Genomic DNA, 24,265 nt, shown 5'->3' on the forward strand with positions numbered 1-24,265 from the left:
GATTGTGATGAGAAGAAGCGGACGCTCAGTTCGACACTTTGGCCGTGCCCTTGCCCTTGCGCGCTTTCGGAGCGGGAGCCGCCGGCTCGGCACTCGCCGCGACGATGCCGCTGGTCTGCGGCACTTCGGTGGTGTCGGGGCTGCCCTCATCGCGCGCGGCATCGGCGGGGCCGGTGTCCTCCGGCTCGCCGAAGGGCAGGTCGTCCGTGCTGTCGGGGATCAGTTCGTCGCGGTCAGCGGCGTTTGCCGCATCGCCCAGTTCCGCCTCCGCCCGGGACCAATGGTCCTGATCGCGGCCTGACGGCTCGCCCTCGTCCTGCCAGATCCGATAGGCGCGTTCCCTGATTTCCCGATCGCGATCTTCAGCCACCTTTATTCTCCTGCCTTTGCTCGTGAAACGCGCTTCCGGCGGAATCGACGCGGCGAGGCAGAGAAATTGTTGGTGCGCAAAATCGCCTGGCAAGACAGGCGGATCGCCGCCCGGATTCAGCGGCGATACGGACTGTTCAGATTGGGTACCCAGCCGGCAGTAGGACCAGCGGAGCCAAGATCGCGCGGCTGGCCGCGGAACGGCTGCGGCGCCACAGCCGCCTTGGCGCGCGCCGCTTCAGGATCGATCGGCTCGGCGAACTTGAGGCCGGCGATGCCGTCCCTGGCCCAGACCACCGTCGCACCAACAGCGGCCAGCGCGCCAACGCTGACCAGGACGGTCGCGCCGGGCCGAAGCCCCGCCGCCTGATCGATGCGAACGCCGCCGACGGACAGATCGCGCACGCGGTGCTTAGTGGGCGCCTTTGCGCCGAAATGCTCCACCGTCGCGCTCAGGAATACGCTGTGCCGTGGCGCACGCGGCTGGTGCGCTGCCGTGTCGCCTTCCGGCTCGTCCGAACGGTCTCGCTCCGTCATGTCTTTCACTTGGGGAAATCATAACCACTGTGCAAGCGGCCCCGAAAACTTCGTTTTCGCTCTTGTGACGTTATCACGTCCCCGCTAACCGGAGGGCGAGAGACAATCGGGGGTTCCGAGTGAAAGTAAACGCGATCCTGCTGGCGGGCACGGCTCTGGTCAGCATTCCGGCCTATGCGCAATCGAGCGAGCAATCGGGCGACCAGCCGAGCGCGAGTCGGACGGCGCATGTCGAGGCCTCTCCGGAAATCGTCATCACTGCCCCCTTCGTACGCGACCTGAACCTGCTCGCCGGCACGTCGGTGATTACCGGCGACGAGCTGGTTCGCGACATCCGGCCGCAGATTGGCGATACGCTGACCAGTCAGCCGGGCGTGTCGGCCACGTCCTTCGGCCCGGGCGCCTCGCGCCCCGTGCTGCGTGGCTTCCAGGGCGAGCGCATCCGTGTGCTGACCGACGGCCTCGGCTCGCTCGACGTGTCGAACACGTCCACCGACCATGGCGTGACGATCGATCCGCTCACCGCCGAACGGATCGAGGTGCTGCGCGGGCCGGCGGTGCTGCTGTTTGGCAGCCAGGCGATCGGCGGCGCGGTGAACGTGATCGACCGGCGCATCCCGCGCGGCGTGCCCGAGAAGGGCTATCACGTCGACGCGATCGGCACCTATGGCTCGGCAGCGGATGAGCGCAGCGCCGGCGCCGGCCTTGATGTCGCGCTGTCCAATCAGATCGTGGCGCATGTCGACGGCAGCTATCGCAAGAGCGACAATCTGCGCATCGGCGGCTATCAGCTGACGCCCGATCTTCGCAACGAGCAGCTGGAGATTGCCGCCGAGGAAGCCGAAGAGGGCCATGTCGAGGAGGCGGCGGAGGCGACCGAACTCGCGAACCGGCGCGGTCGCCTGCCGAACAGCGCAACGGAAACCTATACGCTGGGCGCTGGCGTGGCGGTGATCAACGAGGGCGGCAGCCTGGGCTTCTCGGTCGGCTATTACGACAGCAATTATGGCGTGGCCGAGCGGCCGGGCGCCGGCCATCATCATCACGAAGGCGAGGAAGAAGAGGAGCACGAGGAAGAAGGCCATGAGCATGGCGACGTGACGATCGCCATGAAGCAGTTCCGCGCTGACATGCGCGGCGAATTGAACACTTATGGCGACTTCATCGACAAGATCCGCTTCCGCGGCGGCTTTGCCGATTACGAGCATACCGAATTCGAAGGCGCCGAAGTGGGCACCGTGTTCAACTCGGAGGCGTTCGAAGGGCGATTGGAGCTGGTTCAGGCGGATCGCGCCGGCTGGCGCGGCGTGACCGGTTTTCAGGGCTTTACACGCGACTTCTCTGCGGTCGGCGAGGAGGCATTCGTGCCGCCGAACGTGACCGACCAATATGGCCTGTTCACCCTGCAGGAAATCAATCGCGGCAATTGGGAGTTCGAACTGGCCGGCCGGTACGAGCATACCGACGTCCGATCCAGCGCGGTGCGCATCGGGCTGGACGAGGATGTCGCGCCGGTGGCGATCAGCCGCAACTTCGACGCCTTCTCGGGCGCGCTTGGCCTGTCCTACGCCGTCGCGCCGGAGGTGAAGATCGGCATCAACGGATCACGCGCTGTGCGTGCGCCGTCGGCGGAGGAGCTGTTTTCCAACGGGCCGCATGTCGCCACGCAGGCGTTCGAAATCGGCAATCCCAACTTCAAGACCGAAAAGAGCTGGGGCGTAGAACTATACGCGCGCGGCCGCACCGGGCCGATCCGCTTCCAGGTGAGCGGCTATGCGACCTGGTTCGACGATTATATCTATGAAAATGCCACGGGGGAGGAGCAGGACGAGCTTCCCATCTTCCAATATTTCCAGGCTGGTGCGCGTTATTACGGCGCCGAAGGCGAGCTGACCGCCGATCTGGTGCGCAGCGGCTCATTCGAGCTGGATGGCAATATCGTCGCCGATTACGTCCATGCGACGCTGACGGACGATCGGGGGCCCGTGCCGCGCATTCCGCCGCTGCGCGTGCTGGGCGGTCTGACCGCACGGGTGAGCGATTTTGGCGGTCGCGTCGAGGTGGAGCATGTCACCACGCAGGATCGCATCGCCGCCTTCGAAACGCCGACCGATGACTTCACTTTGGTCAACGCTTCCGTGTCGTTCAAACCGTTCGGGCGCGAAAGCGAGACGACCTTTATCGTGTCGGCGAACAACATCTTCGACGTGGATGCACGGCGACATGCGTCGTTCACGAAGGATTTCGTGCCGCTGGCCGGGCGGGACATTCGCGTGGCGGCGCGGGTGAGCTTCTGACCCGATCCCGTCACCTCGGATCACGTCCGGGGTGACGAAGCCTGTGTGAACCCGCTCGGCGCTGCGTCGCGTCTGCACTCTCCGTCATGCCGGGCTCGTCCCGGCATCCAGACTGCCGCATACCTCAGGCTTGCGAGTTTGCGGAACCTTGAATCCCGGCACAAGGCCGGGGTGACGCTGTTCATGGGCCAGCCGAAGAGTTTCGTACGACCCCGCGGAGGCTCGGCCCGGTTCGGAGATGGTCGCTGACAGCCCCTCTGGCCTTCCCAACTGGGCCCCGGCCTTCGCCGGGGAAGCAGTTCAAACGTGTTTCGCTTACAGGCACGCCTCAAGGAAGGCTTGGTCGAAGCCGAACTGCTTGGCCTTGTCAATCGTATAGGGGCGCAGGCCCATGGCGCGATATTCGCCGATGATCTTGCCGTCGGCGGTCTCGTCCAGATATTCGAACTTGAAGAGCTCCTGTGTCACGATCACCGGGCCTTCCATGCCGATCACCTCGGTGACGTTCGTCACTCGGCGCGAGCCATCGCGCAGGCGCTTCACCTGAATGATCATGTCGACTGAATCGGCGATCTGGCGGCTGATCGCTTCCTTGGGCACCTTGATGTCCGACATCATCACCATGTTCTCCATACGCGCCAGTGCCTCGCGCGGGGAGTTGGAGTGGAGCGTACACATCGAGCCGTCGTGACCGGTGTTCATGGCGGAGAGCATGTCGAAACATTCCGCGCCACGAATTTCGCCCAGAATGATGCGATCCGGGCGCATACGCAGGGCGTTCTTGACGAGATCGCGGATCGAGATCTCGCCCTGACCCTCGAGGTTGGCGGGGCGTGTTTCGAGCGGGAGCCAGTGCGGCTGCTGGAGGCGGAGTTCGGCCGCGTCCTCGATCGTCAGCACGCGCTCGCCGGGGTCAATCATCTTCGACAAGGCGTTGAGCATCGTCGTCTTGCCCGAGCCAGTGCCGCCGGAGATCACGATGTTGAAGCGGCAGGCGCCGGCGATCTTCAGCGCGGTGGCCATCTTGGGCGACATGCTGCCGAAGCCGGCCATCATGTCGAGCGTGATCGGCTTGGCGGAAAACTTACGGATCGAGATGGCGGTGCCGCGCAAGCTGAGCGGGGGCACGATCACGTTGACGCGGGAGCCGTCCTTCAGGCGGGCGTCGGCGAGCGGCGTGGTCTGGTCGACGCGGCGGCCGACCGAGTTGCAGATGCGCTGCGCAATCTGGAACAGATGCTCCTCGTCGCGGAACTGGATCTGCGCGAGCTGGAGCTTGCCCTTCTTTTCGATGAACGTCTGGTCGGGCCCGTTGACCATGATGTCCGAGATTTCGGGATCGGCCAGCAGCTCCTCGAGCGGGCCGAGGCCGAGCAGCTCGTCGACCAGCACCTTTTCCAGCGCGAACTGCTCGCGGCGGTTGAGGGTGAGCTTCAGCTCGGCGAGCACCTCGCCGATGATCGGGCGGAATTCTTCGGCTAGCTCGTCCTTGCCGAGCGTGGCGGCGGCCTCCGGATCGACGCGTTCGAGCAGGCGCGGGAGCACCTGCTCCTTGATCTTGTGGATCGAGGATTCGAACCCTTCGACGCGGCTGTTGCCGGCCTCGCCCGATGCCGCCTGACGATCGGCAAGGCGCTGCATGGCGTCCATCTGCATGCCGGCGACGGAGCCGAAATCGTCGGGAGTCGCGATTTCGCCGGGAAGGGGAAGCGAGTCCAGCGACGGGAACTGATCACCACCCGTGTCCGGGCGCGGCGCGCCGCCCTGCATCGGGCGCGCCACGCCGAAGCCCGGCCGTGAGCCCGCGCCCGTACCACTACGACGACCGAATGCGTTCATTTGACCCACAATCCTGCTTATCTCCACCCCCAAACTAAGCGCGAAGGCTTTAGATTTACCTAAATTCGCGGTTCGTAACGGGTGTTTCGCCAGCCTCAGGGGCCGGCGGGCTTAACTATCGCCGAGCAAGAAGACGGTGGAGGGCACGGCCGCGAGGCGTCAGCCGGTCTGGTCTCGCTCCCGGTCCAGCAGCATACGCTTTCGTTCGGGGCCATAGGCGTAGCCGCCGGTCGAGCCGTCGCTTTTCGTCACCCGGTGGCAGGGGATCAGCACGGGAACGTGATTGGCGCCACATGCCGTGCCGGCGGCGCGCACGGCGCCGGGGCGGCCGGCGAGTGCGGCGAGCTGGGCATAGGAACGAGTTTCGCCGGGTGGGATGGTGCGCAACGCCTGCCAGATCGCCTCCTGAAAGGCCGTGCCGCGCACGTCGAGCGGCAGGCTGTGGTCCCGGCCGGGGCTTTCCACGATCGCGACCACTTGTGTTGCCAGCGCTGCGAGCGGCTCGCCGCCGGGCACGATCTCGGCCGCCGGAAAGCGCGCGCGCAGGGCCTGGTCATCTTCGTCAAAGGCGATGCGGCAGATTCCGCGATCTGTCGCGGCCACCAGCATCGACCCGAGGCTGGTTGGTGCGATGGCCCAGCGGATCGTGACGCCGGCGCCGCCGCGCGCCCAGGCGCTGGGTGCCATGCCGAGCCGCGGCGCCCCATGCGCGTAGAAGCGGCTGGGGGCAGAATAACCGGCCTCATAGATCGCCTGGGTAATGGTCGCGCCATCGCTCAGCGCGACTGCCGCGCGCTGCGATTTCAACGCGCGGGCATAGGCCGCCGGAGTGACGCCGGTCGCCCGCTTGAACAGGCGGTGGAAGTGATGTGGGGCATAGCCCACGGTTGCCGCGAGCTCTTCAAGGCGCGGCGCGGCTTCGGCGGCCTCCATCAACGCGATCGCGCGTGCCACCGCGACCCGATCCCGCCCTTCCTCATCGGGGCGGCAGCGCAGGCAGGCGCGATATCCGGCCGCGCGCGCGGTCGGCGGATCGACGTAGAAAGTGACGTTCTCGCGGCGCGGATGGCGCGCCGGACAGCTGGGCTTGCAATAGATGCCGGTGGTGCGGACGGCGACCACGAAGCGGCCGTCGGCGCTGCGATCGCGCGCCGCGAAGGCGTCCCATGCGGACTGGCTGTCGATCGTGTCGCTCATGCCAGCCGATGTAGTCCGTCCGCCCGCCGGGCACATCCCGCGGCTTGCGATCAAAGCGGGGCAATGTTCGTGGAGGCTAAAAGCCGGACTCCTGAATGTTGAAGTGGCGCGTGCCGCCGGCCTTGCGCGCCGCTGCCTGGACATCGGAGCGCGCCCGCAACTTGCCATAGGCGGCAACGACGGGGTCGCGGGGTAGGGCGTTGGGCGGCGCTTCGAAGGTGCTGAGCTCTTCCAGCGCGCCATGTCGCTGATCGGCATTCTCCAGCCGCGCGATCATGTCGGCCGCCGCGCCCTCCAGATCGCCACGGCATAGCAGGAGGCTGGTCAGCGTGCTGGACGAGTCCTTGGTATGGGCCCGCGCATAAGCGAGATCTTCGTCGGCGGCCGGCTGATTGCCGAGGCGATGGTTGGCGCACCCGCGGACGCCGACCACTTGCATGATGCCGTAAGGGCTTGCCGCACCGTCACTTGTATCAAGCGATGCAAGCGTCTGGATCGCCCCGGCGGAATCGCCGGTCGTCAGTTGCAGGTTGGCAAGGTTGATCGTCTGGCTGACGTTCGGCGCGTCGTCTTCCTTGATCGCACTCGCGGTGCGCAAGGCGGCGAGCGCGGCGGGGACATCGCCGTTGGTGTAGTGCGCACGCGAGATCTGATCCCACCACCAGATCACGTTATCTTCGCGGTCGCTGAGTGGCGCGTCACTCTTGATCGCCGGCTCGATCGCATGGAGGGCGGCCAGCGCTTCCTTTGGGCGGCCGAGCAGGCGCAGATCTTGCGCGACGTCGATCACCGGCCGGATCGCATTGGGAAAACGGCCGATCTGGGTGCGCGCCTGTGCAAGGTGCCGCTCCGTCGTGGCGCGCAGATCGAGTGTTTCGCCAAAGACAGGGCGGAAGCGGGGATCGAGGCTGAGCGAGATGAGCAACGATGGATTGGTGAGGAGACGCGCAATGGCATCTGCCTTGTCCTGCTCCCCCGCGTCGGCGAGCAGCAGGGCGTAGCGCATACGAAAGCCCTCGGTGCTGCCGCCGGGCTCTTCGGGCCAGTAGCTGCCATCCGCCAGCAGGGCGAGGTAGCGGCGGCGCAATGCCGTTTCGTTGGCGCGGCGCAGTTCCAGGTCGACGTAGTTCAGCCACCCCAAGGAAATCTGGTTGAGCATCAGCGGCCGCTCCCTGGCGACCGCTTCGAAGGAGGTGACCAGCGCAGGCCAGTTTTTCGCCCGAGACTCTCCGTCGAGCCGCACGCCCCAGACACCGTTGCCGGTGCCGGCCATCTCCGTCGCCCGCAGCGCGTCCGCATAAGCTGCGTCCTTGTCGCCAGCTTCTGCAAGACAAAGCGCGGAGAATTCCAGCGTCACCCGGCGAACGAAGTCATCCTGCTGGTAATCGGGCATCTTCTTCAGGCGTGTCACCGACGCGAGCACCGTCGGGCAATCCTGTTTGTCATAGGCGGCGGTGGCTTTCTGCAGCTCCGCAGATGCTGCGGATGATGGCTCAGCGGCGGCGCTCGAGGCACCCGCAAGCAATACGGCAGCCGTCAACATCTTCAGCATCAGCAATCCCCCCGACGCCGTCCGTAGCATGATTACGGCAGCGTTCCAGAGATGGAGTGGACGCTTGCTTCACCGGCGCTACGATGCGCGCAAACAAACAAGAGAAAGGCGAGGGATGACTGATCTGGTGCTGCTCGAGGTGGACGATGGCGTCGCCACGGTAACGCTGAACCGGCCAGAGGCGATGAACGCCCTGTCCACGGCGCTGCGATCACAGCTTTACCGCGTGATGACCGAGGTGGACGGCGATGAGTCCGTCCGGGCGGTCGTGCTTACCGGCGCGGGCGAGCGGGCGTTCACCGCCGGGCTTGACCTGAAGGAGCTGGGCTCGCAGGCGGGCGCGCTGGGATCCGCCAATGCGACCGGCGCCAATGAGAATCCGGTGAAGGCGATCGAACTTTGTCGCAAGCCGGTGATCGGTGCGATCAACGGCGTCGCCATCACCGGCGGCTTCGAGGTCGCGCTTGCCTGCGATATCCTGGTCGCCAGCGAGAACGCCCGGTTCGCCGATACGCACGCGCGGGTCGGGGTGATGCCGGGCTGGGGGCTCAGCCAGAAGCTGTCACGGCTGATCGGGATCAGTCGCGCAAAGGAGCTGTCGCTCAGCGGCAATTTCCTTGATGCGGTGACGGCGGAACGCTGGGGGCTGGTCAACCGGGTGGTTCCTGCGGGCGAGCTGCTGGCGACCGCGCGCAAGCTCGCGAGCGACATCGCTTCTGCCGACGCGGCGTTCATCGCGGCGTACAAGAAACTGATCGATGACGGCTTTGCCCGGCCGTTCGGCGCAGCGATGGAGCTGGAGCACGAACGATCGTCGGCTGCCAACCGGGCGGTGACGCCCGAGGCGGTGGAAGCGCGCAGGGCCGCCGTGCAGGCGCGCGGACGTTCACAATGATGCTTTGATTCGGCCGATCCCGCGCTAGTCTCGCCCCGGGGACATCCGGGGGGAAGAGGATCATGAACTGGCGCGGGCTGCTGGCCCTTCTATGCGGGCTGGCGATGGCGCCGGCCGCTCAGGCTGAGTGGCTGGAGGCGAAATCCAGGCACTTCACCTTATATTCGGACAGCAGCGAGAAGGCGCTGCGGCGCCAGTCAGAGGCGCTGGAGCGGCTCGACTGGGGGTTACGCCGGTTCCTGAACGTGCCGGACGAGCCGGACATCGCGTCGCGCAAGGTGACGGTGTTCATGGTCGATGATGGCGATGTGCGGCGGCTCTGCCGATGCACCAACGCCGCCGGCTTCTATTTCTCTCGCGTCAGCGGTTCGATCGCCTTTGGTGCCAAGGGCGGGTGGACCGAGGGCAACGATTGGGGCCGCATCGTCCTGTTCCACGAATACGCCCACCACTTCCTGCTCGGCACCTACAATATCGCCTTTCCCGCCTGGTATTCGGAAGGCTTTGCCGAATTCGCCTCAACCATGCGGATCACGGAGGAAAGCGCGACCATCGGCCATGCCGCGCAGCACCGCGCCTACGGGCTGCTCTCGGGCGAGCGTCTGACGGCGCGCCAGATGCTCGATCCGGCCACGCAGCTCGCCGGATCGCAGATGGATGCCTTTTACGGGCGCGGCTGGCTGATGACGCATTATTTCAGCTTCGATCGGGCGCGGAATACGCAGTTCCTGGCCTATCTGTCTGCGATCAACCGGGGTACGCCGGCGATCACCGCCGCCGAAGAAGCGTTCGGCGATCTGAAGCTGCTGGATAGGAAACTTTCCTCTTATCTGGGGCAGCGTCGGCTGCTTGGCATGACCATGCCGCTGGCCGGCCAGCCGGTGCCGCCCGTTGCCATCAGGCGGCTGACCGACGGAGAGGCCGACATGATCGACCTGCGCATGCAATCGCTGCGTGGAGTCGATAACGACAGCGCTGCCAAACTTTATGCCAAGGCGGCACCCATTGGGGCGCGTTACCAGAACGATCCCGTGGTGCAGGGCTGGATGGCCGAGATGGCCTATGATGCCGGGCATGATGAGGCGGCGCTTGCGGCGGCCGACAAGGCGATCGCGCGCGATCCCGCATCCGTGCAGGCGTTACTCTATCAGGGCTTCGTCAAGCTGCGCCAGGTTCGTCTCGCCAAATCGACCGACGCCAAAGCGTGGGCAGGCGTGCGTGCCAGCATCGTGAAGGCAAACCGGGTCGACCCCGATGATGCGGAGCCCTTGTGGTGGTTCTGGCAGACCTTCAAACTTCAGGGGATCGCGCCAACGCCGTCGGCGCTCAAGGGGCTGCACCGCGCACAGGAGCTTGCGCCACAGGACAATGACGTGCGCTTTGCCGCCGCCCTGGCGCGGATCGAGGCGGGCGAGATCCCGGCCGCGCAGCGCCTGCTGCGGCCGCTTGCCTTCCATCCGCACGCGCCGGCGAACAACGCCGCGAGTCGCGTGCTGGCGGCGCTGGACGCCGGGAAGAAGGGGACGGAAGCGATCTCCGCCGGGCTTGAGGCGAACGAGGAGGAGGAGCGCGCGACGGCGGCGCAGGACTGATACGGTGTGGCGGAGCCGGGGCGGGAAGGCAGTGTCGCCGCGCGGTCAGCCGCCATTCTCGCGAAACAGCGTCAGCGTGCGGTCTCGTGCCAGCTCGGCGGAAGGCTCGTGATAATCCTTGCGGCGATCCGAGTTGAAGCCGTGCCCTGCTTCATAAACGTGGATCTCGGCGAGCGGGAAGTCCTTCGCGATCACCGCCTCCACGCCCTCCATCGGAATGCCGCGATCGTAGCGCCCGAAATGGGCGATCACCGGCACGCGCGGCGGCGCCTCTTCCGCGAAGGATGGGATCATGCTGCCATAATAGGCCGAGGCCGCGGCCACCCCGCCCAGCTTCGTCGCAGCCGCCCAGGCGATCGAGCCGCCATAGCAATAGCCGACGACGAACACCGGGCCCTTGCCGCGCAGGGCATCGATGCAGGTTTGCGTATCCTTGAGCGACAGATCGAACGGGTGGAGCGTGCGGGCGAGTTCAACCGCGCGGTCGAAATCGGGGCCGGTGTAGCTCGCTTCGAATCCGGGATGCTCACGATCGAACAGGGCAGGGGACAGGACTTCATACCCCTCGCTGGCGTAATCGTCGGCCATTTCCCGGATGTGATCGGTGACGCCGAAGATCTCCTGCACCAGCACCACGCCGCCGCGGCGCACCCTCTCGGGAGAGGCATGATAAACGGCGATCGTCGCGCCGTCGCTCATCGTCATCCGGACCGTTTCGCCCATTGTGATGTCCTCGTTACAGCTTGTTGCATCAACGCTACCCCTTTGCTACGCGCCGGCCAACCCAAGCGACGGCGCCACTCGCGCGTCGTGTTTTCGCATGGGGGCTTACTCTTAGTGCGAACGGGGATCGAATCGCGTGGATGGTTCCAGCGGTAATCTAGGCAGCAGCATCCAGGCGAGCCTGGGCGGGCGTTATGCGACCGCGCTGTTCGACCTCGCCGAACAGGCGAAGACGATCGATGCGGTGGAGGCGAGCCTGGCAAAGGTCCGCGCCGCGCTTGATCAATCCGACGATTTCAAGGCGCTGACGACATCGCCGGTGGTGGCGCGCGACGCCGCGAGCAAGGCCGTGCTCGGCACGGCGGACGAGCTGGGCGTCGATCCGACGACCCGCAAGTTCCTGGGCGTGCTGGCGCAGAACCGCCGTCTGGCGCAGCTTCCCGCGATCATCCGCGCTTTTCGCTCCCTCGCCGCGCGCCACCGCGGCGAAGTCACCGCCGAAGTGACCAGCGCCCATGCGCTGACCGACGATCAGGTTGCCGAGCTGAAGCAGCAGCTGCGCCAGCGTGTCGGCCGCGAGGTTTCGGTTGACCTGTCAGTTGACCCGGCGCTGCTTGGCGGGCTTGTCGTCCGCATCGGCTCCCAGATGATCGATTCGTCGATCCGTACCCGCTTGAATGCGCTTGCCAGCGCGATGAAGGGCTAAGAACAATGGATATCCGCGCCGCAGAAATCTCCAAGGTCATCAAGGATCAGATCGCCAATTTCGGCACCGAGGCCCAGGTCAGCGAGACCGGCCAGGTGCTCAGCGTCGGTGACGGCATCGCCCGCATCTATGGCCTCGACAACGTCCAGGCGGGCGAAATGGTCGAGTTCGCCAATGGCGTGCAGGGCATGGCGCTGAACCTCGAGGCCGACAATGTCGGCGTCGTGATCTTCGGCTCGGACGCCGAGATCAAGGAAGGCGACACCGTCAAGCGCACCGGCACCATCGTGGACGTGCCGGTCGGCAAGGGGCTGCTCGGCCGCGTGGTCGATGGCCTCGGCAACCCGATCGACGGCAAGGGCCCGATCGTGTCGACCGAGCGTCGTCGCGTCGAGGTGAAGGCGCCGGGCATCATCCCGCGCAAGTCGGTGCACGAGCCGGTGCAGACCGGCCTGAAGGCGATCGACGCGCTGGTGCCGGTCGGCCGTGGCCAGCGCGAGCTGATCATCGGTGACCGTCAGACCGGCAAGTCGGCCGTCGCGATCGACACGTTCATCAACCAGAAGCAGGTGAACGCGGGCGACGACGAATCGAAGAAGCTGTACTGCATCTACGTCGCCGTCGGTCAGAAGCGCTCCACCGTCGCCCAGCTCGTCCGCACGCTGGAAGAGAATGGCGCGATGGAATATTCCATCATCGTCGCGGCGACCGCGTCCGACCCCGCGCCGCTGCAGTTCCTCGCGCCCTACACCGGCTGCGCGATGGGTGAGTTCTTCCGCGACAATGCAATGCACGCCGTGATCGTCTATGACGATCTTTCCAAGCAGGCCGTTGCGTACCGCCAGATGTCGCTGCTGCTGCGCCGTCCGCCGGGCCGCGAAGCCTATCCGGGTGACGTGTTCTATCTCCACTCGCGCCTGCTGGAGCGCGCGGCGAAGATGAACGACGCCAATGGCAACGGCTCGCTGACCGCGCTGCCGATCATCGAGACGCAGGCGGGCGACGTGTCGGCCTACATCCCGACCAACGTGATCTCGATCACCGACGGCCAGATCTTCCTCGAGACCGACCTGTTCTTCGCGGGCATCCGCCCGGCGATCAACGTGGGTCTGTCGGTGAGCCGCGTGGGTTCGTCGGCACAGACCAAGGCGATGAAGAAGGTGTCGGGCTCGATCAAGCTGGAGCTGGCGCAGTATCGCGAGATGGCGGCGTTCGCGCAGTTCGGCTCGGACCTCGACGCCTCGACGCAGAAGCTGCTGAACCGCGGTGCGCGCCTGACCGAGCTCTTGAAGCAGCCGCAGTTCTCGCCGCTGCCGTTCGAGGAGCAGACGGTGTCGATCTTCGCCGGCACCAACGGCTATCTCGACGGCGTGCCGGTGCAGGACGTGGTCCGCTACGAGGCGGCGATGCTGGCCTTCATGCGCGACCAGCATAGCGACACGCTGAAGCTGATCCGCGACAGCCGTGACCTTGGCGATGAGGCCAAGGGCAAGGTCGTGGCGGCGCTCGACGCGTTCGCGAAGACGTTTGCGTAACTGAATACTCCCTCTCCCCGCCGGCGGGGAGAGGGTAGGGGAGAGGGGCAGTCAAGGGCGTCGCGCTCTGGCACTGCCCCTCTCCCCGGCCCTCTCTCCACAAGTGGGGAGAGGGAGAAGAAGGACGGGCTCGCCCTCTCTCGGGGGAGAGGGAGTTAGAGGACTAGAATGGCAAGCCTAAAGGCCCTCAAGATCCGCATCGGCTCGGTGAAGTCGACGCAGAAGATCACCAAGGCGATGAAGATGGTCGCCGCCGCCAAGCTGCGCCGGGCGCAGGAAGCGGCCATGGCCGGCCGCCCCTATGCCGAGCGGCTGGAGGCAGTGATGGCCAGCCTCGCTTCCAAGGTGACCGTGAGCGAGAACAGCCCGAAGCTGCTTGCCGGCACGGGCAAGGACCAGGTTCACCTGCTGGTGGTCGCCACGTCGGAACGCGGCCTGGCGGGTGCGTTCAACACCAATATCGTTCGCGCCGCGCGCCGGAAGGCCGAGGAGCTGGAGCGTGCGGGCAAGACGGTGCGCTTCTATCTCGCCGGCAAGAAGGGCCGCGTGCTGCGCCGCTTCTATCCGACCGGGATCGCGGTGGATCACGAGCTTGGCCAGCACAAGGTGCTCGGCTTCGATCAGGCGCGTGAGATCGCCGACGATCTGATCGCGCGCTACGAGGCGGGCGAGTTCGACGTGGCGCATCTGTTCTTCGCCAAGTTCCAGTCGGCGCTGGTGCAGATCCCGACCGGCCAGCAGATCATCCCGGTGGCGGTGCCTGCCGGCGAAATCTCGACCGCGAACGACGGCGGCGCAGCGGTGGAATATGAGCCGGACGAGGAAGCGATCCTCGCCGAGCTGCTGCCGCGCAACGTCGCGATCCAGATCTTCCGCGCGATGCAGGAGAATGCTGCGTCCGAGCAGGGCAGCCGCATGACCGCGATGGACAATGCGACGCGCAATGCCGGTGACATGATCAAGCGGCTCTCGATTCAGTATAACCGCGCCCGTCAGGCGGCGATCACGACCGAGCTGGTCGAGATCATCTCGGGCGCGGAAGCGCTGTGATCCGGACGGGCATCCTGCTGCTGGCGGCGTGTGCCGCGGCGGGGTGCGGCGGTGCGCCCGGCGGGAACGATCAGGCGGCGGAGGCCGGCAATGCGCTGGCTGAGGCGAACAGCAGTTTTGCGTCCGCCAACCTGGCGGGTGGATCGTGGGACGGTGTGTTCGCCGATCCCCAGGCCTCGATCGACAAGTTCAACCGCCTCGGCCTGCGCGTTGGGCCCTATGCGCAAAAGGGCGACGTCTGGCGTGCGGATGCGGTGCCGGTCGCGATGACTGATCCTTCGGCGCCGAACACGGTCCAGGCCTTGTTCACCGCGACAGGCAGCGAGGCGGCGCTCGACCGCGTGACCTTCACGCTGGTGGAGCCGCTTGCCGCGAACGACCAGCAGGCGCGGGACCAGTTCGAGGCCTGGGTGAAGCAGGCCTTGTCGCAGCTTGGCGTCACGGGCGGGGACACCGCCGTGGCGGCGATCCATGGGCAGAAGCGGCTTGCCGGTTCGCTCAAGGGTGGTGCTGATTACGCAGTGACACGCGAGACAACGCCGGCAGACCGCCGTGTGGCCGTGACCTTTTCGCGCCCCACGCCTAAATTGAATGGGAACGGCCCGGCGGCGACTTGACGCTGGGACGACCCGAAGTTGCATGTAAAGACACCTCCTGCTCATCGCAGGTACGACGAAGAAGGTAGAAGCAAGATGGCCACCGTCCTCGAGGATCGCCCGACCACTTCGGGCAGCAACAATGTGGGCCGCATCAGCCAGGTGATCGGCGCCGTCGTTGACGTGACGTTCGACAACCACCTGCCGGCGATCCTGTCGGCGCTGGAGACCGAGAACAACGGCCAGCGGCTGGTTCTCGAAGTTGCCCAGCACCTGGGTGAGAACACCGTCCGCACGATCGCGATGGACTCAACCGAGGGCCTGACCCGCGGCCAGAACGTGACCGACACCGGTGCGCAGATCACCGTGCCGGTCGGTCCGGCGACGCTCGGCCGCATCCTGAACGTGGTCGGCGAGCCGATCGACGAGCGCGGTCCGGTGAACTCGGCGCATCATGCCCCGATCCACGCTTCGGCGCCGCTGTTCGTCGACCAGTCGACCGAAAGCGCGATCCTCGTGACGGGCATCAAGGTCATCGACCTGCTCGCGCCGTATGCGAAGGGCGGCAAGATCGGCCTGTTCGGAGGCGCCGGCGTGGGCAAGACCGTGCTCATCCAGGAACTGATCAACAACATCGCGAAGGGCCATGGCGGCACGTCGGTGTTCGCGGGCGTCGGTGAGCGTACCCGCGAGGGCAACGACCTGTACCACGAGTTCCTCGACGCTGGCGTTATCGCCAAGGACGCCGATGGCAACCCGACGAGCGAGGGTTCCAAGGTGGCGCTGGTATTCGGCCAGATGAACGAGCCGCCGGGCGCCCGCGCACGCGTCGCACTGTCGGGCCTGACGATCGCCGAATATTTCCGCGACCAGGAAGGCCAGGACGTGCTGTTCTTCGTGGACAACATCTTCCGCTTCACCCAGGCGGGCGCGGAAGTGTCCGCACTGCTGGGCCGTATTCCGTCGGCGGTGGGCTATCAGCCGACGCTGTCGACCGACATGGGCGCGCTGCAGGAGCGCATCACGTCGACCAACAAGGGCTCGATCACCTCGGTGCAGGCCGTGTACGTGCCGGCGGACGACCTTACCGACCCGGCGCCGGCAACGTCGTTCGCGCACCTTGACGCGACGACGGTGCTCAGCCGTGCGATCTCCGAGCTCGGCATCTATCCGGCGGTGGATCCGCTGGACTCGACCAGCCGCGTTCTCGAGCCGCGCGTCGTCGGCCAGGAGCATTACGAGACGGCCCGTGCGGTGCAGACCATCCTGCAGAAGTACAAGTCGCTGCAGGACATCATCGCCATTCTCGGCATGGACGAGCTTTCCGAAGAGGATAAGCTGACCGTCAGCCGCGCGCGCAAGATCCAGCGCTTCCTGTCGCAGCCGTTCCACGTCGCCGAGGTGTTCACCAACATCCCGGGCAAGTTCGTGCAGCTTGAGGATACCGTCCGCTCGTTCAAGGCGGTGGTGAACGGCGAGTATGATCACCTGCCGGAAGCGGCCTTCTACATGGTCGGCGGCATCGATGAAGTCGTCGCCAAGGCCGAGAAGCTGGCGCAGGAGGCGTAATTGGTTCTCCCTCTCCCCATCTGTGGGGAGAGGGTGGCCGAGCGCAGCGAGGTCGGGAGAGGGGCAGTGTGCCACGGCTCTTGACTGCCCCCCTCCCCGACCCTCTCCCCGCAAGCGGGGAGAGGGAGAAGAGAAGAAGACATGCTCCATTTCGAACTCGTTACGCCTGAACGCCTCGTCCGCAGCGAGGACGTGTATATGGTCACCGTTCCCGGCACCGAGGGCGACTTCGGCGTGCTGGAGGGCCATGCGCCATTGATGTCGACCGTCCGCGACGGCGATCTGCTGGTCCACAAGACCCAGGGCGCTGCGCCGGAGACGATCGCGATCCGTGGCGGATTTGCGGAAGTGAACGCTAACGGGCTGACGGTGCTGGCGGAACACGCCGGCTGACTTCGCGTCGCCGTTGGTAGTGAGGAAGCGCGGTCGCCGAGGGGCGGGCGCGCTTTTTCTTTTGTTCTTCCTTCGCCATGTCGGACTGGCTTCCCTCTCGCCGCTCATGCCGTGCGGAGTTGAGGCACTGGCGAGGCACTGTGACGCTGGTGGCTTGCCCCTAAACTTCGCCTGGCACGAACGGGGGAAGGATGAGGCGCGCCGCGTTGCAGTGAAGCCCAAGCACCTTCAGCCGTTCGCCCTGAGCCTGTCGAAGGGCGTGTTCCGGGCACGTACTTCGACGGGCTCAGTACGAACGGCGGGTGGGGGCCGATCCGATCAAGAACCACTCTGCGCGAAGCTGCGGCGCAGGAAGTCGGCGTAAATGTCGGTCAGCAGGTGCAGGTCAGCGACCGCGACCGCCTCGTCCAGCTTGTGCATCGTTGCGTTGAGCAGGCCGAACTCGACCACAGGGCAGAGCGCCGATAAGAAGCGTGCGTCGGACGTGCCGCCGGTGGTGGACAGCTCCGGGACGATGCCGGTTTGCGCCTCGATGGCTGCGGACAACGTGGCGGAGAGCGCGCCGGGCTGGGTGAGGAACGCCTCACCGGAAACCTTTGGCGTGACGATCGCCTCCGGCGCGTGGCGGTGGACGATTGCCGCGATGCGCGTGGCGAGATCATCGCCGCGGTGCGCGTCGTTGAAGCGGATCGAGAGGCGGGACGAGGCCTTGGCCGGGATCACGTTGGTGGCGGGATTGCCGACTGTAATATCGGTCACTTCGATGTTCGACGGCTGGAACCAGGCGTTGCCCTGGTCCAGCACGACCGCGTCGATCTCCGCCAGCGCGGCGATCAGGCGCGGGATCGGATTGTCGGCGAGATGGGGATAGGCGACATGGCCCTGACGGCCCGGCACGTCGATCCAGATGTTGACCGAGCCGCGCCGCCCAATCTTGATCATGTCGCCAAGACGCGCCGTGGAGGTCGGTTCGCCGACAAGGCAAGCGTCGGGGGTGAGGCCGCGTGCTGCCATCCGGTCCATCAAGGCTCGGGTGCCGTAGATTGCGGGGCCTTCCTCGTCGCCGGTGATGATCAGGCTGGTGGTGCCGGGACCATCCACACGGGCGGCGGCAGCGACGAAGGCAGCGATCGCGCCCTTCATGTCCACCGCGCCGCGACCGTACAACAGGTCGCCGCGCACTTCGGGCTTGAAGGGGGCGCTGGTCCAGCCTTCGCCCGGCGGCACCACATCGACGTGGCCGGCGAAGGCGACGTGCGGACCGGAGGTGCCGCGGACGGCGAGAAGATTCTCGACCGGGCCGTCCGGCGCCTCCCCGGCGACGAAGCGGTCGACCGCGAAGCCAAGCGGTACGAGCGCCGCCTCCAGCACGTCAAACACTTCGCCGCGCGCGGGCGTGACGCTTTCGCAGGCGAGCAGCGCCTCAGCCAGCGCGACGACGTCCGTCATGGCGCGGATTGGGGAGATGAAGCCGGGCGCTCATATTGTTCGAGCACCCATTCCTCCTCCTGCGCGCCGGCGATCCAGTCCTGCATGAAGGGATGGGCGAGGACCGCTGCGATGTACGGGCCGGCGAAGCGCGCGATCGGCAGCGAATAGGTGACGATGCGGGTGCAGACGGGTGCGAACATGATGTCCGCCGCGCCGAACTCTCCGAACAGGAACTCGCCGTCGCCGCCCCAGCGGGCGCGGGCCTGCGCCCACAGTTCCATGATGCGGGTGAGATCCGCCGTCACCGCCTCCGACGGGGGCTGTGGCGGGTAGATCTGGCGCACGTTCATGCTGTGCTCGCGGCGCAGCGCCACGAAGCTGGAGTGCATTTCCGCCGCCATCGAGCGGGCCATGGCGCGCGGCGCCTCGTCCTTGGGCCAGAACAGGTCGCGGCCAGCCTTGTCGGCGAGAAATTCGACGATGGCGAGGCTGTCCCAAACCACCGTCTCGCCGTCCCACAGGATCGGCACCTTGCCCGACGAGGGGGCAAATTCGGCGCCCTCTCGGCGCTTGTCCCAATCCTGATCGTACATCGGCACGACCACTTCCTCGAAGGGAATGCCTGACTGTTTGCACGCCAGCCAGCCGCGCAGCGACCAGGAGGAATAGGCCTTGTTGCCGATGATAAGCTTCATGGGCGAGAGGGGTAGAGGTTGGCAGGGCGTGAGGCAACGGGGTGCAGGAGATCCGCGCACCTGCCCCGTATCGCCCTGAGCCTATCCGCGGGCGTGTCTCGGGCGGGGTGCTTGGGGCGGTTCTTCGACAAGCTCAATCGGAACGGGGGAGGTGTGCTCCCGCGCTCCGCCCGATCAACCGATGGCTTCAATCACCGCGGCGCGGAGTTCGGGGATGCCCATGCCCTTTTCCGACGAGGTGGCGATGATGTCGGGGTGCGCGGCCGGATGCTTGCGTGCCTCGGCGATCGTGCGCTCCGTCACTTCGGCAAGTTCGGTCGCCTTGATCTTGTCAGCCTTGGTCAGGACCATGCGGTAGCTGACGGCAGCCTTGTCGAGCATCTCGAGGATCTCGCGATCGACGTCCTTGATCCCGTGGCGCGCATCGATGAGCACCAGGGCGCGCTTCAGCACCTGACGCCCGCGCAGGAAATCATTCACCAGGAAGCGCCACTTCTTCACCATGTCCTTCGGCGCCTTGGCAAAGCCGTAGCCGGGCATGTCGACCAGGCGGAACGTCAGCGGGTCGCCCACGTCGAAGAAGTTCAGCTCCTGCGTTCGGCCGGGTGTCACCGACGTACGCGCGAGTGTCTTGCGACCGGTGAGCGCGTTGATCAGGGACGACTTGCCGACGTTGGAGCGGCCGGCGAAGGCGACTTCGGGAACGTCAGCGCCGGGAAGAAACTGGAGCGAGGGTGCGGACTTCAGGAAGGTGATCGGGCCGGCAAAGATCTTGCGGGCGGATTCGATCGCCTCGGGCGAGCGGGCCGGATCATGATCCTGCGTCATCGCTTCCGCGCCAGCCTGCGGCTGGTGTTCCTCCGCAGGCTGGGATGGATCGGTCATTTCGCGGGCGCTTCCTTGAGGCCGGGGTGGCGGGCGTAGAGCAGCTTCTGCTGCAGGATGGTGAGCACGTTGGACGTGATCCAGTAGATCTGCAGACCGACCGCGAACGGCGCCATGACGAACATCAGGACCCAGGGCATCAGCGCGAAGATCTGCTTCTGCGCCTCGTCCATCGGCGCCGGGTTCAGCTTGAACTGGAAATACATGCTGATGCCGAGCAGGATCGGGACGACGCCGATCGCCAGGAACGAGGGCGGGGTGAAGGCGAGCAGGCCGAACAGGTTCACCGGGGTGAGCGGATCGGGCGCGGACAGATCCTTGATCCAGCCCACGAACGGCTGGTGACGCATTTCGATCGTCAGCATCAGCATCTTGTACAGGGCGTAGAAGATCGGGATCTGAAGCAGCGTGGGGGCGCAGCCGGCGAGAGGATTGACCTTCTCCGCCTTGTACAGCGCCATGATCTCCTGCTGCATCCGCGCCTTGTCGTCCTTGTAGCGCTCCTGGATCGCCTTCATCTTCGGCTGCACGGCCCGCATGTTGGCCATGGAGGCGAACTGCCGCTGCGCGATTGGGAACATGAGGAGACGGATCGTCAGCGTGAGCAGGATGATCGCGACGCCAAAGTTGCCGAGGTGCGTGAACAGCCAGTCGAGATAATAGAAGATCGGCTTCTCGATCAGGCGGAACCAGCCCCAATCGAGCGCATAATCGAGCCGCGGGGCGATGCCGCTGTCCGTATATTTGTCGAGCAGGCGCACTTCCTTGGCACCGGCGAAGAAGCGGCTGGTCTGACTGACCTGGCGTCCGGGCTGAAGCAGCTGAGCGTTGGAGGTGTAGTCGCCCTGATAAGCCTTGTTCGCGCCGGCGCGGAACTGGCCATCGAAGGCGCGCGACTGATCGGGGATCAGCGCCGTCAGCCAGTATTTGTCGACGAAGCCGAGCCAGCCCCCCGTGGTCGTGAACTTCTGCGCTGCCTCGTCCACGTCCTTATAGTCGGCGTCGTAATCGGCCTTGTCGTTGTGGACCGACATTGGGCCGACGTGGATCGTCCAGCTGTCCGGATCCTTGGACACGCCGGCACGGTTGACGAGACCATAAGCCGCGACCGGCACGGCGCCGGCGCCACCGTTCGCCACCGTCTGCTTCACGCTGAACATATAGCCGTCATCGACCGACAGCTCGATCGCGAAGCGCTGGCCCTGTGCGTTGGCTGCCGTGAGGGTAACGGGCTTGCCGGGGGCGAGCAGCTGTGACGAAGCAGTCCAGACGGCGTCTGCCGCAGGCGGCGACAGGCCGTCGTCGCGCCAGCCGAAGCCGGCGAAATAGGCGTCGGGCGCACCGGCGGGGGAGAGCAGGCGAACCGGCGGCGAGTCCTTCGCCACCGTTTCCTTGTAGTTCTTGAGCACGAGATCGTCGATGCGCGCGCCCTTGAGGTTGATCGAGCCGTGCATGGTCGGCGTGTCGATCTGGACGCGTGGGCTCTCGCGCAGCACCGCCGTCCGATCGCGGATCGCGGCGGGTGAATCAGCGGTGGGATCAGCCTCGGGCTTGGGCAGGACCTTGGTCTTGCCGTCCTCGATCTTCGTCACCGGGGGATTGGCCGTCGGAAAGAACCGATTCTGGATCAGCGGCCAGCCGAACAGGATCAGCGCCGCGAGCACCGCGAACAGGACGAAATTCTTGTTATCTTGCTTCACGAGCGCCCAATTCCCTTACGGCACTGGATCATAGCCGTGCCCGCCCCACGGATGACAACGGGCGATGCGCTTCGCCGCCAGCCAGCCGCCACGTGCGGCCCCATAGCGGCGCAACGCCTCGATTGCATAGGCCGAACAGCTTGGCTGATACCGGCACGACGACGGCAGGATCAGCGATGGGCCGAGTTGCCATCCACGCGCGATGAGGATCAGCAGCCGCGCGATCATCGGCTGACCTTGCGCAGCGCCTTGCTGAGTTCCGCGCGCAGGCTGGCGTAATCGCGCTCGATGCCGCCCATCCGCCCGATCAGCACATGATCGGCACCGGATACACCTTCGCCTGGCAACAGATCACGCGCCAAAGCGCGCAACCGGCGTTTCATCCGGTTACGTACAACAGCGTTGCCGATCTTCTTGGTGACAGTATAGCCGACGCGTATCGTCGGGTCGCCGTCATCCCGTGGGCGCACCAGAAGCACGAAACCGGGCATCGGCGCGCGCCGTCCAGCATTCGCCGCCAGGAAATCCCGGCGGCGAGTTAGCATGGTCAAGCTTGTATCCGTCTTGTCCTGAAAGACGGTTAGGCCGACAGCTTCTTGCGGCCGCGTGCGCGGCGCGCACGGATCACGGCGCGACCGCCGACCGTCGCCATCCGTGCACGGAAGCCGTGACGGCGTGCCCGCACCAGGTTGCTCGGCTGAAAGGTCCGCTTCATCGTTCATTCCCGAATCTGAAAAATAAAGGCCGCCACGAGGGACGGCCCGAATGGTGCGCGGCATAAGCGAAGGCGCGCGGCAAGTCAACGCGAGCCTAGCGCCCGACTTCGCGCGCGGCGACGCCGTTCACTGGGGCGGCGCATGGCGCGATCAGCGAGCCCACCGATCCGCGGCCAGCGACGCTTCAACCGGGCCCAGCGCACCTGCGCCCAACGCGAGTTGCGCAGGATGAGGACCATGCCGCCAGCGAAGAGGAAGATCCCACCGGGCCCGGGCAGCGGGCCCATCACTGCCGCGCCCAGCAGGAGCAGGCAGCCCAGGATCAGTTGCAGGATACGCATGGCGGGGTGGCGATCACGCATGCCGCCCATGTGGCGAGGGTGTGTTGCATTGGCAAGACGGCGCGAGAGAGCTTCGCAGCGCCGGCAAAGCAGGTATGAACAGGATGGGGAGCAGGGGGGATCTATGGCGGCGATTGTCGCGACGGTGGCGTATCTGGGGCTGGAGGCGCGCGCCGTTGAGGTTCAGGTTCAACTGATCGCGGGACTGCCGGCGTTCAACCTGGTGGGCCTTGCCGACAAGGCGGTCGGCGAAAGCCGCGAGCGGGTGCGCGGGGCAATCGCGGCAATGGGCCTGGCGCTGCCGCCCAAGAGAATAGCGGTCAATCTGTCGCCGGCGGACCTGCCGAAGGAAGGATCGCACTTCGACCTGCCGATCGCGCTTGGTCTGTTGGCGGCGATGGGCGTGGTGGACGCCGAGGCGATTGCGGAGTTCGTGATCGTCGGTGAGTTGGCGCTGGATGGCCGGATCGCGCCCTCTCCGGGTGTGCTGCTGGCCGCGCTCCATGCGGCCGAAATCGGGAAAGGGCTGATCTGTCCCGCGGCGCAGGGCGCCGAGGCGGCGTGGAGCGGCTCGATCCAGGTGGTGGCGGCACCGGACCTGTTGTCGCTGATCAATCACCTGAAGGGCCACGGGCTTTTGCCTGCACCCCGGACAGGCGAGGTGGAGGCGGCGGGGAGTGGGCCGGATCTACGGCAAGTACGCGGGCAGGAGACGGCGAAGCGGGCGCTGGAGATTGCCGCGGCCGGCAATCACAACCTGCTGATGGTTGGCCCGCCCGGGTCTGGCAAGTCGCTGATGGCGTCCTGTCTGCCCGGCATCCTCCCGCCGCTGGACCCTGGCGAAGCGCTGGAAGTTTCCATGGTGCAATCGGTGGCAGGCACGCTGGAGGGCGGGCGGCTGACCCGCACGCGACCCTTCCGCGCACCGCATCATTCGGCATCCATGGCGGCGCTGACGGGTGGCGGGCTCAAGGTGCGGCCGGGCGAGGTGAGCATGGCCCATCTGGGCGTGCTGTTCCTGGACGAGCTTCCCGAGTTCCAGCGCGCGGTTCTCGACTCGTTGCGCCAGCCATTAGAGTCCGGAACGGTAAGCGTAGCGCGAGCGAATGCGCATGTGACGTTCCCGGCGCGGGTGCAGCTGGTCGCGGCGATGAACCCGTGCCGTTGCGGCTATCTGGGAGATGCCGGGCTCGCATGCGCGCGGGCGCCGAAATGCGCAGGCGATTATCAGGCGAAGGTGTCCGGGCCGCTGCTCGACCGCATCGATCTGCACGTGGAGGTGCAGGCGGTGAGCGCGGCGGACCTGATGCTGCCGCCCCCATCCGAGGGGTCGGCGGAGGTCGCGGCGCGCGTTGCACAGGTGCGCGCGATCCAGACTGAGCGGTATCGTGACCATCCGGCTCGCACGAACGCGGACATCGATGGAGACCTGCTAGAGCGCTTCGCCACGCCGGATGACGGTGGTCGCGCGCTTCTTGCCCAGGCAGCGGAAGCGATGCGGCTCTCGGCGCGCGGGTACACGCGGATCTTGCGGGTGGCGCGCACCATTGCCGACATGGCGGGCAGCGCCAGCGTCGGGCGGATCCATGTCGCGGAAGCGCTCAGCTACCGCCGGCAGCCGCCGCGAAATTGAGCGCCGTTGGCGTA

Annotated in this window: 24 protein-coding genes; 10 read left to right on the forward strand and 14 right to left on the reverse strand. The window is 66.1% G+C overall.

The genetic code is table 11. The annotated features are described in order from the left end of the window. Positions 1-25 precede the first annotated feature (25 nt). Together BMX36_RS02360 and BMX36_RS02365 are read right to left on the reverse strand one after the other, a co-directional pair. On the reverse strand, positions 26-370 hold the full coding sequence (locus tag BMX36_RS02360) for a DUF2934 domain-containing protein (protein ID WP_093063559.1): 345 nt from the start codon (positions 368-370) through the stop codon (positions 26-28). Between the two features lie 116 nt (positions 371-486). After that, complete coding sequence (locus tag BMX36_RS02365) at positions 487-906, reverse strand: PilZ domain-containing protein (protein ID WP_093063560.1); 420 nt, start codon at positions 904-906, stop codon at positions 487-489. A 119-nt stretch (positions 907-1,025) separates the two neighbouring features. Between BMX36_RS02365 and BMX36_RS02370 the strand changes: the two genes are divergently transcribed. Next, the gene (locus tag BMX36_RS02370) at positions 1,026-3,203 is read left to right on the forward strand and encodes a TonB-dependent receptor (RefSeq protein WP_093063561.1); all 2,178 of its coding nucleotides are present in this window, start codon (positions 1,026-1,028) and stop codon (positions 3,201-3,203) included. Between the two features lie 315 nt (positions 3,204-3,518). Here the strand turns inward: BMX36_RS02370 and BMX36_RS02375 are convergent, their stop codons facing one another. From BMX36_RS02375 to BMX36_RS02385, 3 genes are all read right to left on the reverse strand, one after another. Further along, a complete protein-coding gene (locus BMX36_RS02375; RefSeq protein WP_066781642.1) occupies positions 3,519-5,042 on the reverse strand; it encodes a TadA family conjugal transfer-associated ATPase in 1,524 nt (507 codons plus the stop codon). A 159-nt stretch (positions 5,043-5,201) separates the two neighbouring features. Continuing rightward, entirely contained in the window at positions 5,202-6,239 is a 1,038-nt protein-coding gene (ada, locus tag BMX36_RS02380; protein WP_093063562.1) for a bifunctional DNA-binding transcriptional regulator/O6-methylguanine-DNA methyltransferase Ada, read from the reverse strand. 76 nt (positions 6,240-6,315) lie between these two features. After that, positions 6,316-7,791: a tetratricopeptide repeat protein gene (locus BMX36_RS02385; RefSeq protein WP_093063563.1), complete on the reverse strand. Its 1,476-nt coding sequence runs from the start codon at positions 7,789-7,791 to the stop codon at positions 6,316-6,318. A 115-nt stretch (positions 7,792-7,906) separates the two neighbouring features. On the opposite strand from BMX36_RS02385, the gene BMX36_RS02390 reads away from it, so the two are divergent. After that, positions 7,907-8,686, forward strand: a complete 780-nt coding sequence (locus BMX36_RS02390) for an enoyl-CoA hydratase (RefSeq protein ID WP_093063564.1) — start codon at positions 7,907-7,909, stop codon at positions 8,684-8,686. A 62-nt stretch (positions 8,687-8,748) separates the two neighbouring features. Beyond that, the gene (locus tag BMX36_RS02395) at positions 8,749-10,278 is read left to right on the forward strand and encodes a hypothetical protein (RefSeq protein WP_093063565.1); all 1,530 of its coding nucleotides are present in this window, start codon (positions 8,749-8,751) and stop codon (positions 10,276-10,278) included. 45 nt (positions 10,279-10,323) lie between these two features. On the opposite strand, the gene BMX36_RS02400 is transcribed toward BMX36_RS02395, so the two are convergent. Further along, on the reverse strand, positions 10,324-11,001 hold the full coding sequence (locus BMX36_RS02400; RefSeq protein ID WP_093063566.1) for a dienelactone hydrolase family protein: 678 nt from the start codon (positions 10,999-11,001) through the stop codon (positions 10,324-10,326). Between the two features lie 136 nt (positions 11,002-11,137). Here BMX36_RS02400 and BMX36_RS02405 point away from each other — a divergent pair, with 136 nt between their 5' ends. The 6 genes from BMX36_RS02405 (at position 11,138) to BMX36_RS02430 (ending at position 16,850) form a co-directional block, all read left to right on the forward strand. Further along, positions 11,138-11,707: a F0F1 ATP synthase subunit delta gene (locus tag BMX36_RS02405; RefSeq protein ID WP_093063567.1), complete on the forward strand. Its 570-nt coding sequence runs from the start codon at positions 11,138-11,140 to the stop codon at positions 11,705-11,707. A gap of 5 nt (positions 11,708-11,712) precedes the next feature. After that, the gene (gene atpA, locus BMX36_RS02410) at positions 11,713-13,242 is read left to right on the forward strand and encodes a F0F1 ATP synthase subunit alpha (protein ID WP_093063568.1); all 1,530 of its coding nucleotides are present in this window, start codon (positions 11,713-11,715) and stop codon (positions 13,240-13,242) included. A gap of 168 nt (positions 13,243-13,410) precedes the next feature. Next, entirely contained in the window at positions 13,411-14,292 is an 882-nt protein-coding gene (locus BMX36_RS02415) for a F0F1 ATP synthase subunit gamma (RefSeq protein WP_066781655.1), read from the forward strand. Continuing rightward, complete coding sequence (locus BMX36_RS02420) at positions 14,289-14,909, forward strand: hypothetical protein (RefSeq protein ID WP_093063569.1); 621 nt, start codon at positions 14,289-14,291, stop codon at positions 14,907-14,909. The genes BMX36_RS02415 and BMX36_RS02420 overlap by 4 nt, the downstream gene beginning before the upstream one ends. Positions 14,910-14,984: 75 nt before the next feature. Beyond that, positions 14,985-16,457: a F0F1 ATP synthase subunit beta gene (gene atpD / locus BMX36_RS02425; RefSeq protein ID WP_066781658.1), complete on the forward strand. Its 1,473-nt coding sequence runs from the start codon at positions 14,985-14,987 to the stop codon at positions 16,455-16,457. Positions 16,458-16,598: 141 nt separating this feature from the next. Continuing rightward, entirely contained in the window at positions 16,599-16,850 is a 252-nt protein-coding gene (locus tag BMX36_RS02430) for an ATP synthase F1 subunit epsilon (protein ID WP_066781660.1), read from the forward strand. Between the two features lie 318 nt (positions 16,851-17,168). Here BMX36_RS02430 and dapE read toward each other — a convergent pair whose 3' ends face one another. From dapE to BMX36_RS02470, 8 genes are all read right to left on the reverse strand, one after another. Further along, positions 17,169-18,299: a succinyl-diaminopimelate desuccinylase gene (gene dapE / locus BMX36_RS02435; protein ID WP_093063570.1), complete on the reverse strand. Its 1,131-nt coding sequence runs from the start codon at positions 18,297-18,299 to the stop codon at positions 17,169-17,171. Beyond that, positions 18,296-18,976, reverse strand: a complete 681-nt coding sequence (locus tag BMX36_RS02440) for a glutathione S-transferase family protein (protein ID WP_066781665.1) — start codon at positions 18,974-18,976, stop codon at positions 18,296-18,298. Before BMX36_RS02440 ends, dapE begins: the two co-directional genes overlap by 4 nt. A 174-nt stretch (positions 18,977-19,150) precedes the next feature. Then, on the reverse strand, positions 19,151-19,804 hold the full coding sequence (yihA, locus tag BMX36_RS02445) for a ribosome biogenesis GTP-binding protein YihA/YsxC (protein WP_093065155.1): 654 nt from the start codon (positions 19,802-19,804) through the stop codon (positions 19,151-19,153). A gap of 53 nt (positions 19,805-19,857) precedes the next feature. Next, positions 19,858-21,561, reverse strand: coding sequence for a membrane protein insertase YidC (gene yidC, locus BMX36_RS02450; protein ID WP_093063571.1), 1,704 nt, complete (start codon positions 21,559-21,561; stop codon positions 19,858-19,860). A gap of 15 nt (positions 21,562-21,576) precedes the next feature. Further along, complete coding sequence (yidD, locus tag BMX36_RS02455) at positions 21,577-21,789, reverse strand: membrane protein insertion efficiency factor YidD (RefSeq protein ID WP_093063572.1); 213 nt, start codon at positions 21,787-21,789, stop codon at positions 21,577-21,579. Continuing rightward, positions 21,786-22,106, reverse strand: a complete 321-nt coding sequence (rnpA, locus tag BMX36_RS02460; protein ID WP_066781670.1) for a ribonuclease P protein component — start codon at positions 22,104-22,106, stop codon at positions 21,786-21,788. Before rnpA ends, yidD begins: the two co-directional genes overlap by 4 nt. 35 nt (positions 22,107-22,141) lie before the next feature. Next, positions 22,142-22,276: a 50S ribosomal protein L34 gene (gene rpmH / locus BMX36_RS02465; RefSeq protein WP_028056723.1), complete on the reverse strand. Its 135-nt coding sequence runs from the start codon at positions 22,274-22,276 to the stop codon at positions 22,142-22,144. Between the two features lie 84 nt (positions 22,277-22,360). Then, positions 22,361-22,639, reverse strand: a complete 279-nt coding sequence (locus tag BMX36_RS02470; protein ID WP_231731927.1) for a hypothetical protein — start codon at positions 22,637-22,639, stop codon at positions 22,361-22,363. A gap of 103 nt (positions 22,640-22,742) precedes the next feature. Between BMX36_RS02470 and BMX36_RS02475 the strand changes: the two genes are divergently transcribed. Further along, a complete protein-coding gene (locus BMX36_RS02475) occupies positions 22,743-24,251 on the forward strand; it encodes a YifB family Mg chelatase-like AAA ATPase (protein ID WP_093063573.1) in 1,509 nt (502 codons plus the stop codon). The last annotated feature ends 14 nt before the right edge of the window (positions 24,252-24,265 follow it).

The sequence above is a fragment of the Sphingomonas sp. OV641 genome, from assembly GCF_900109205.1.
Classification (GTDB): Bacteria; Pseudomonadota; Alphaproteobacteria; order Sphingomonadales; family Sphingomonadaceae; genus Sphingomonas.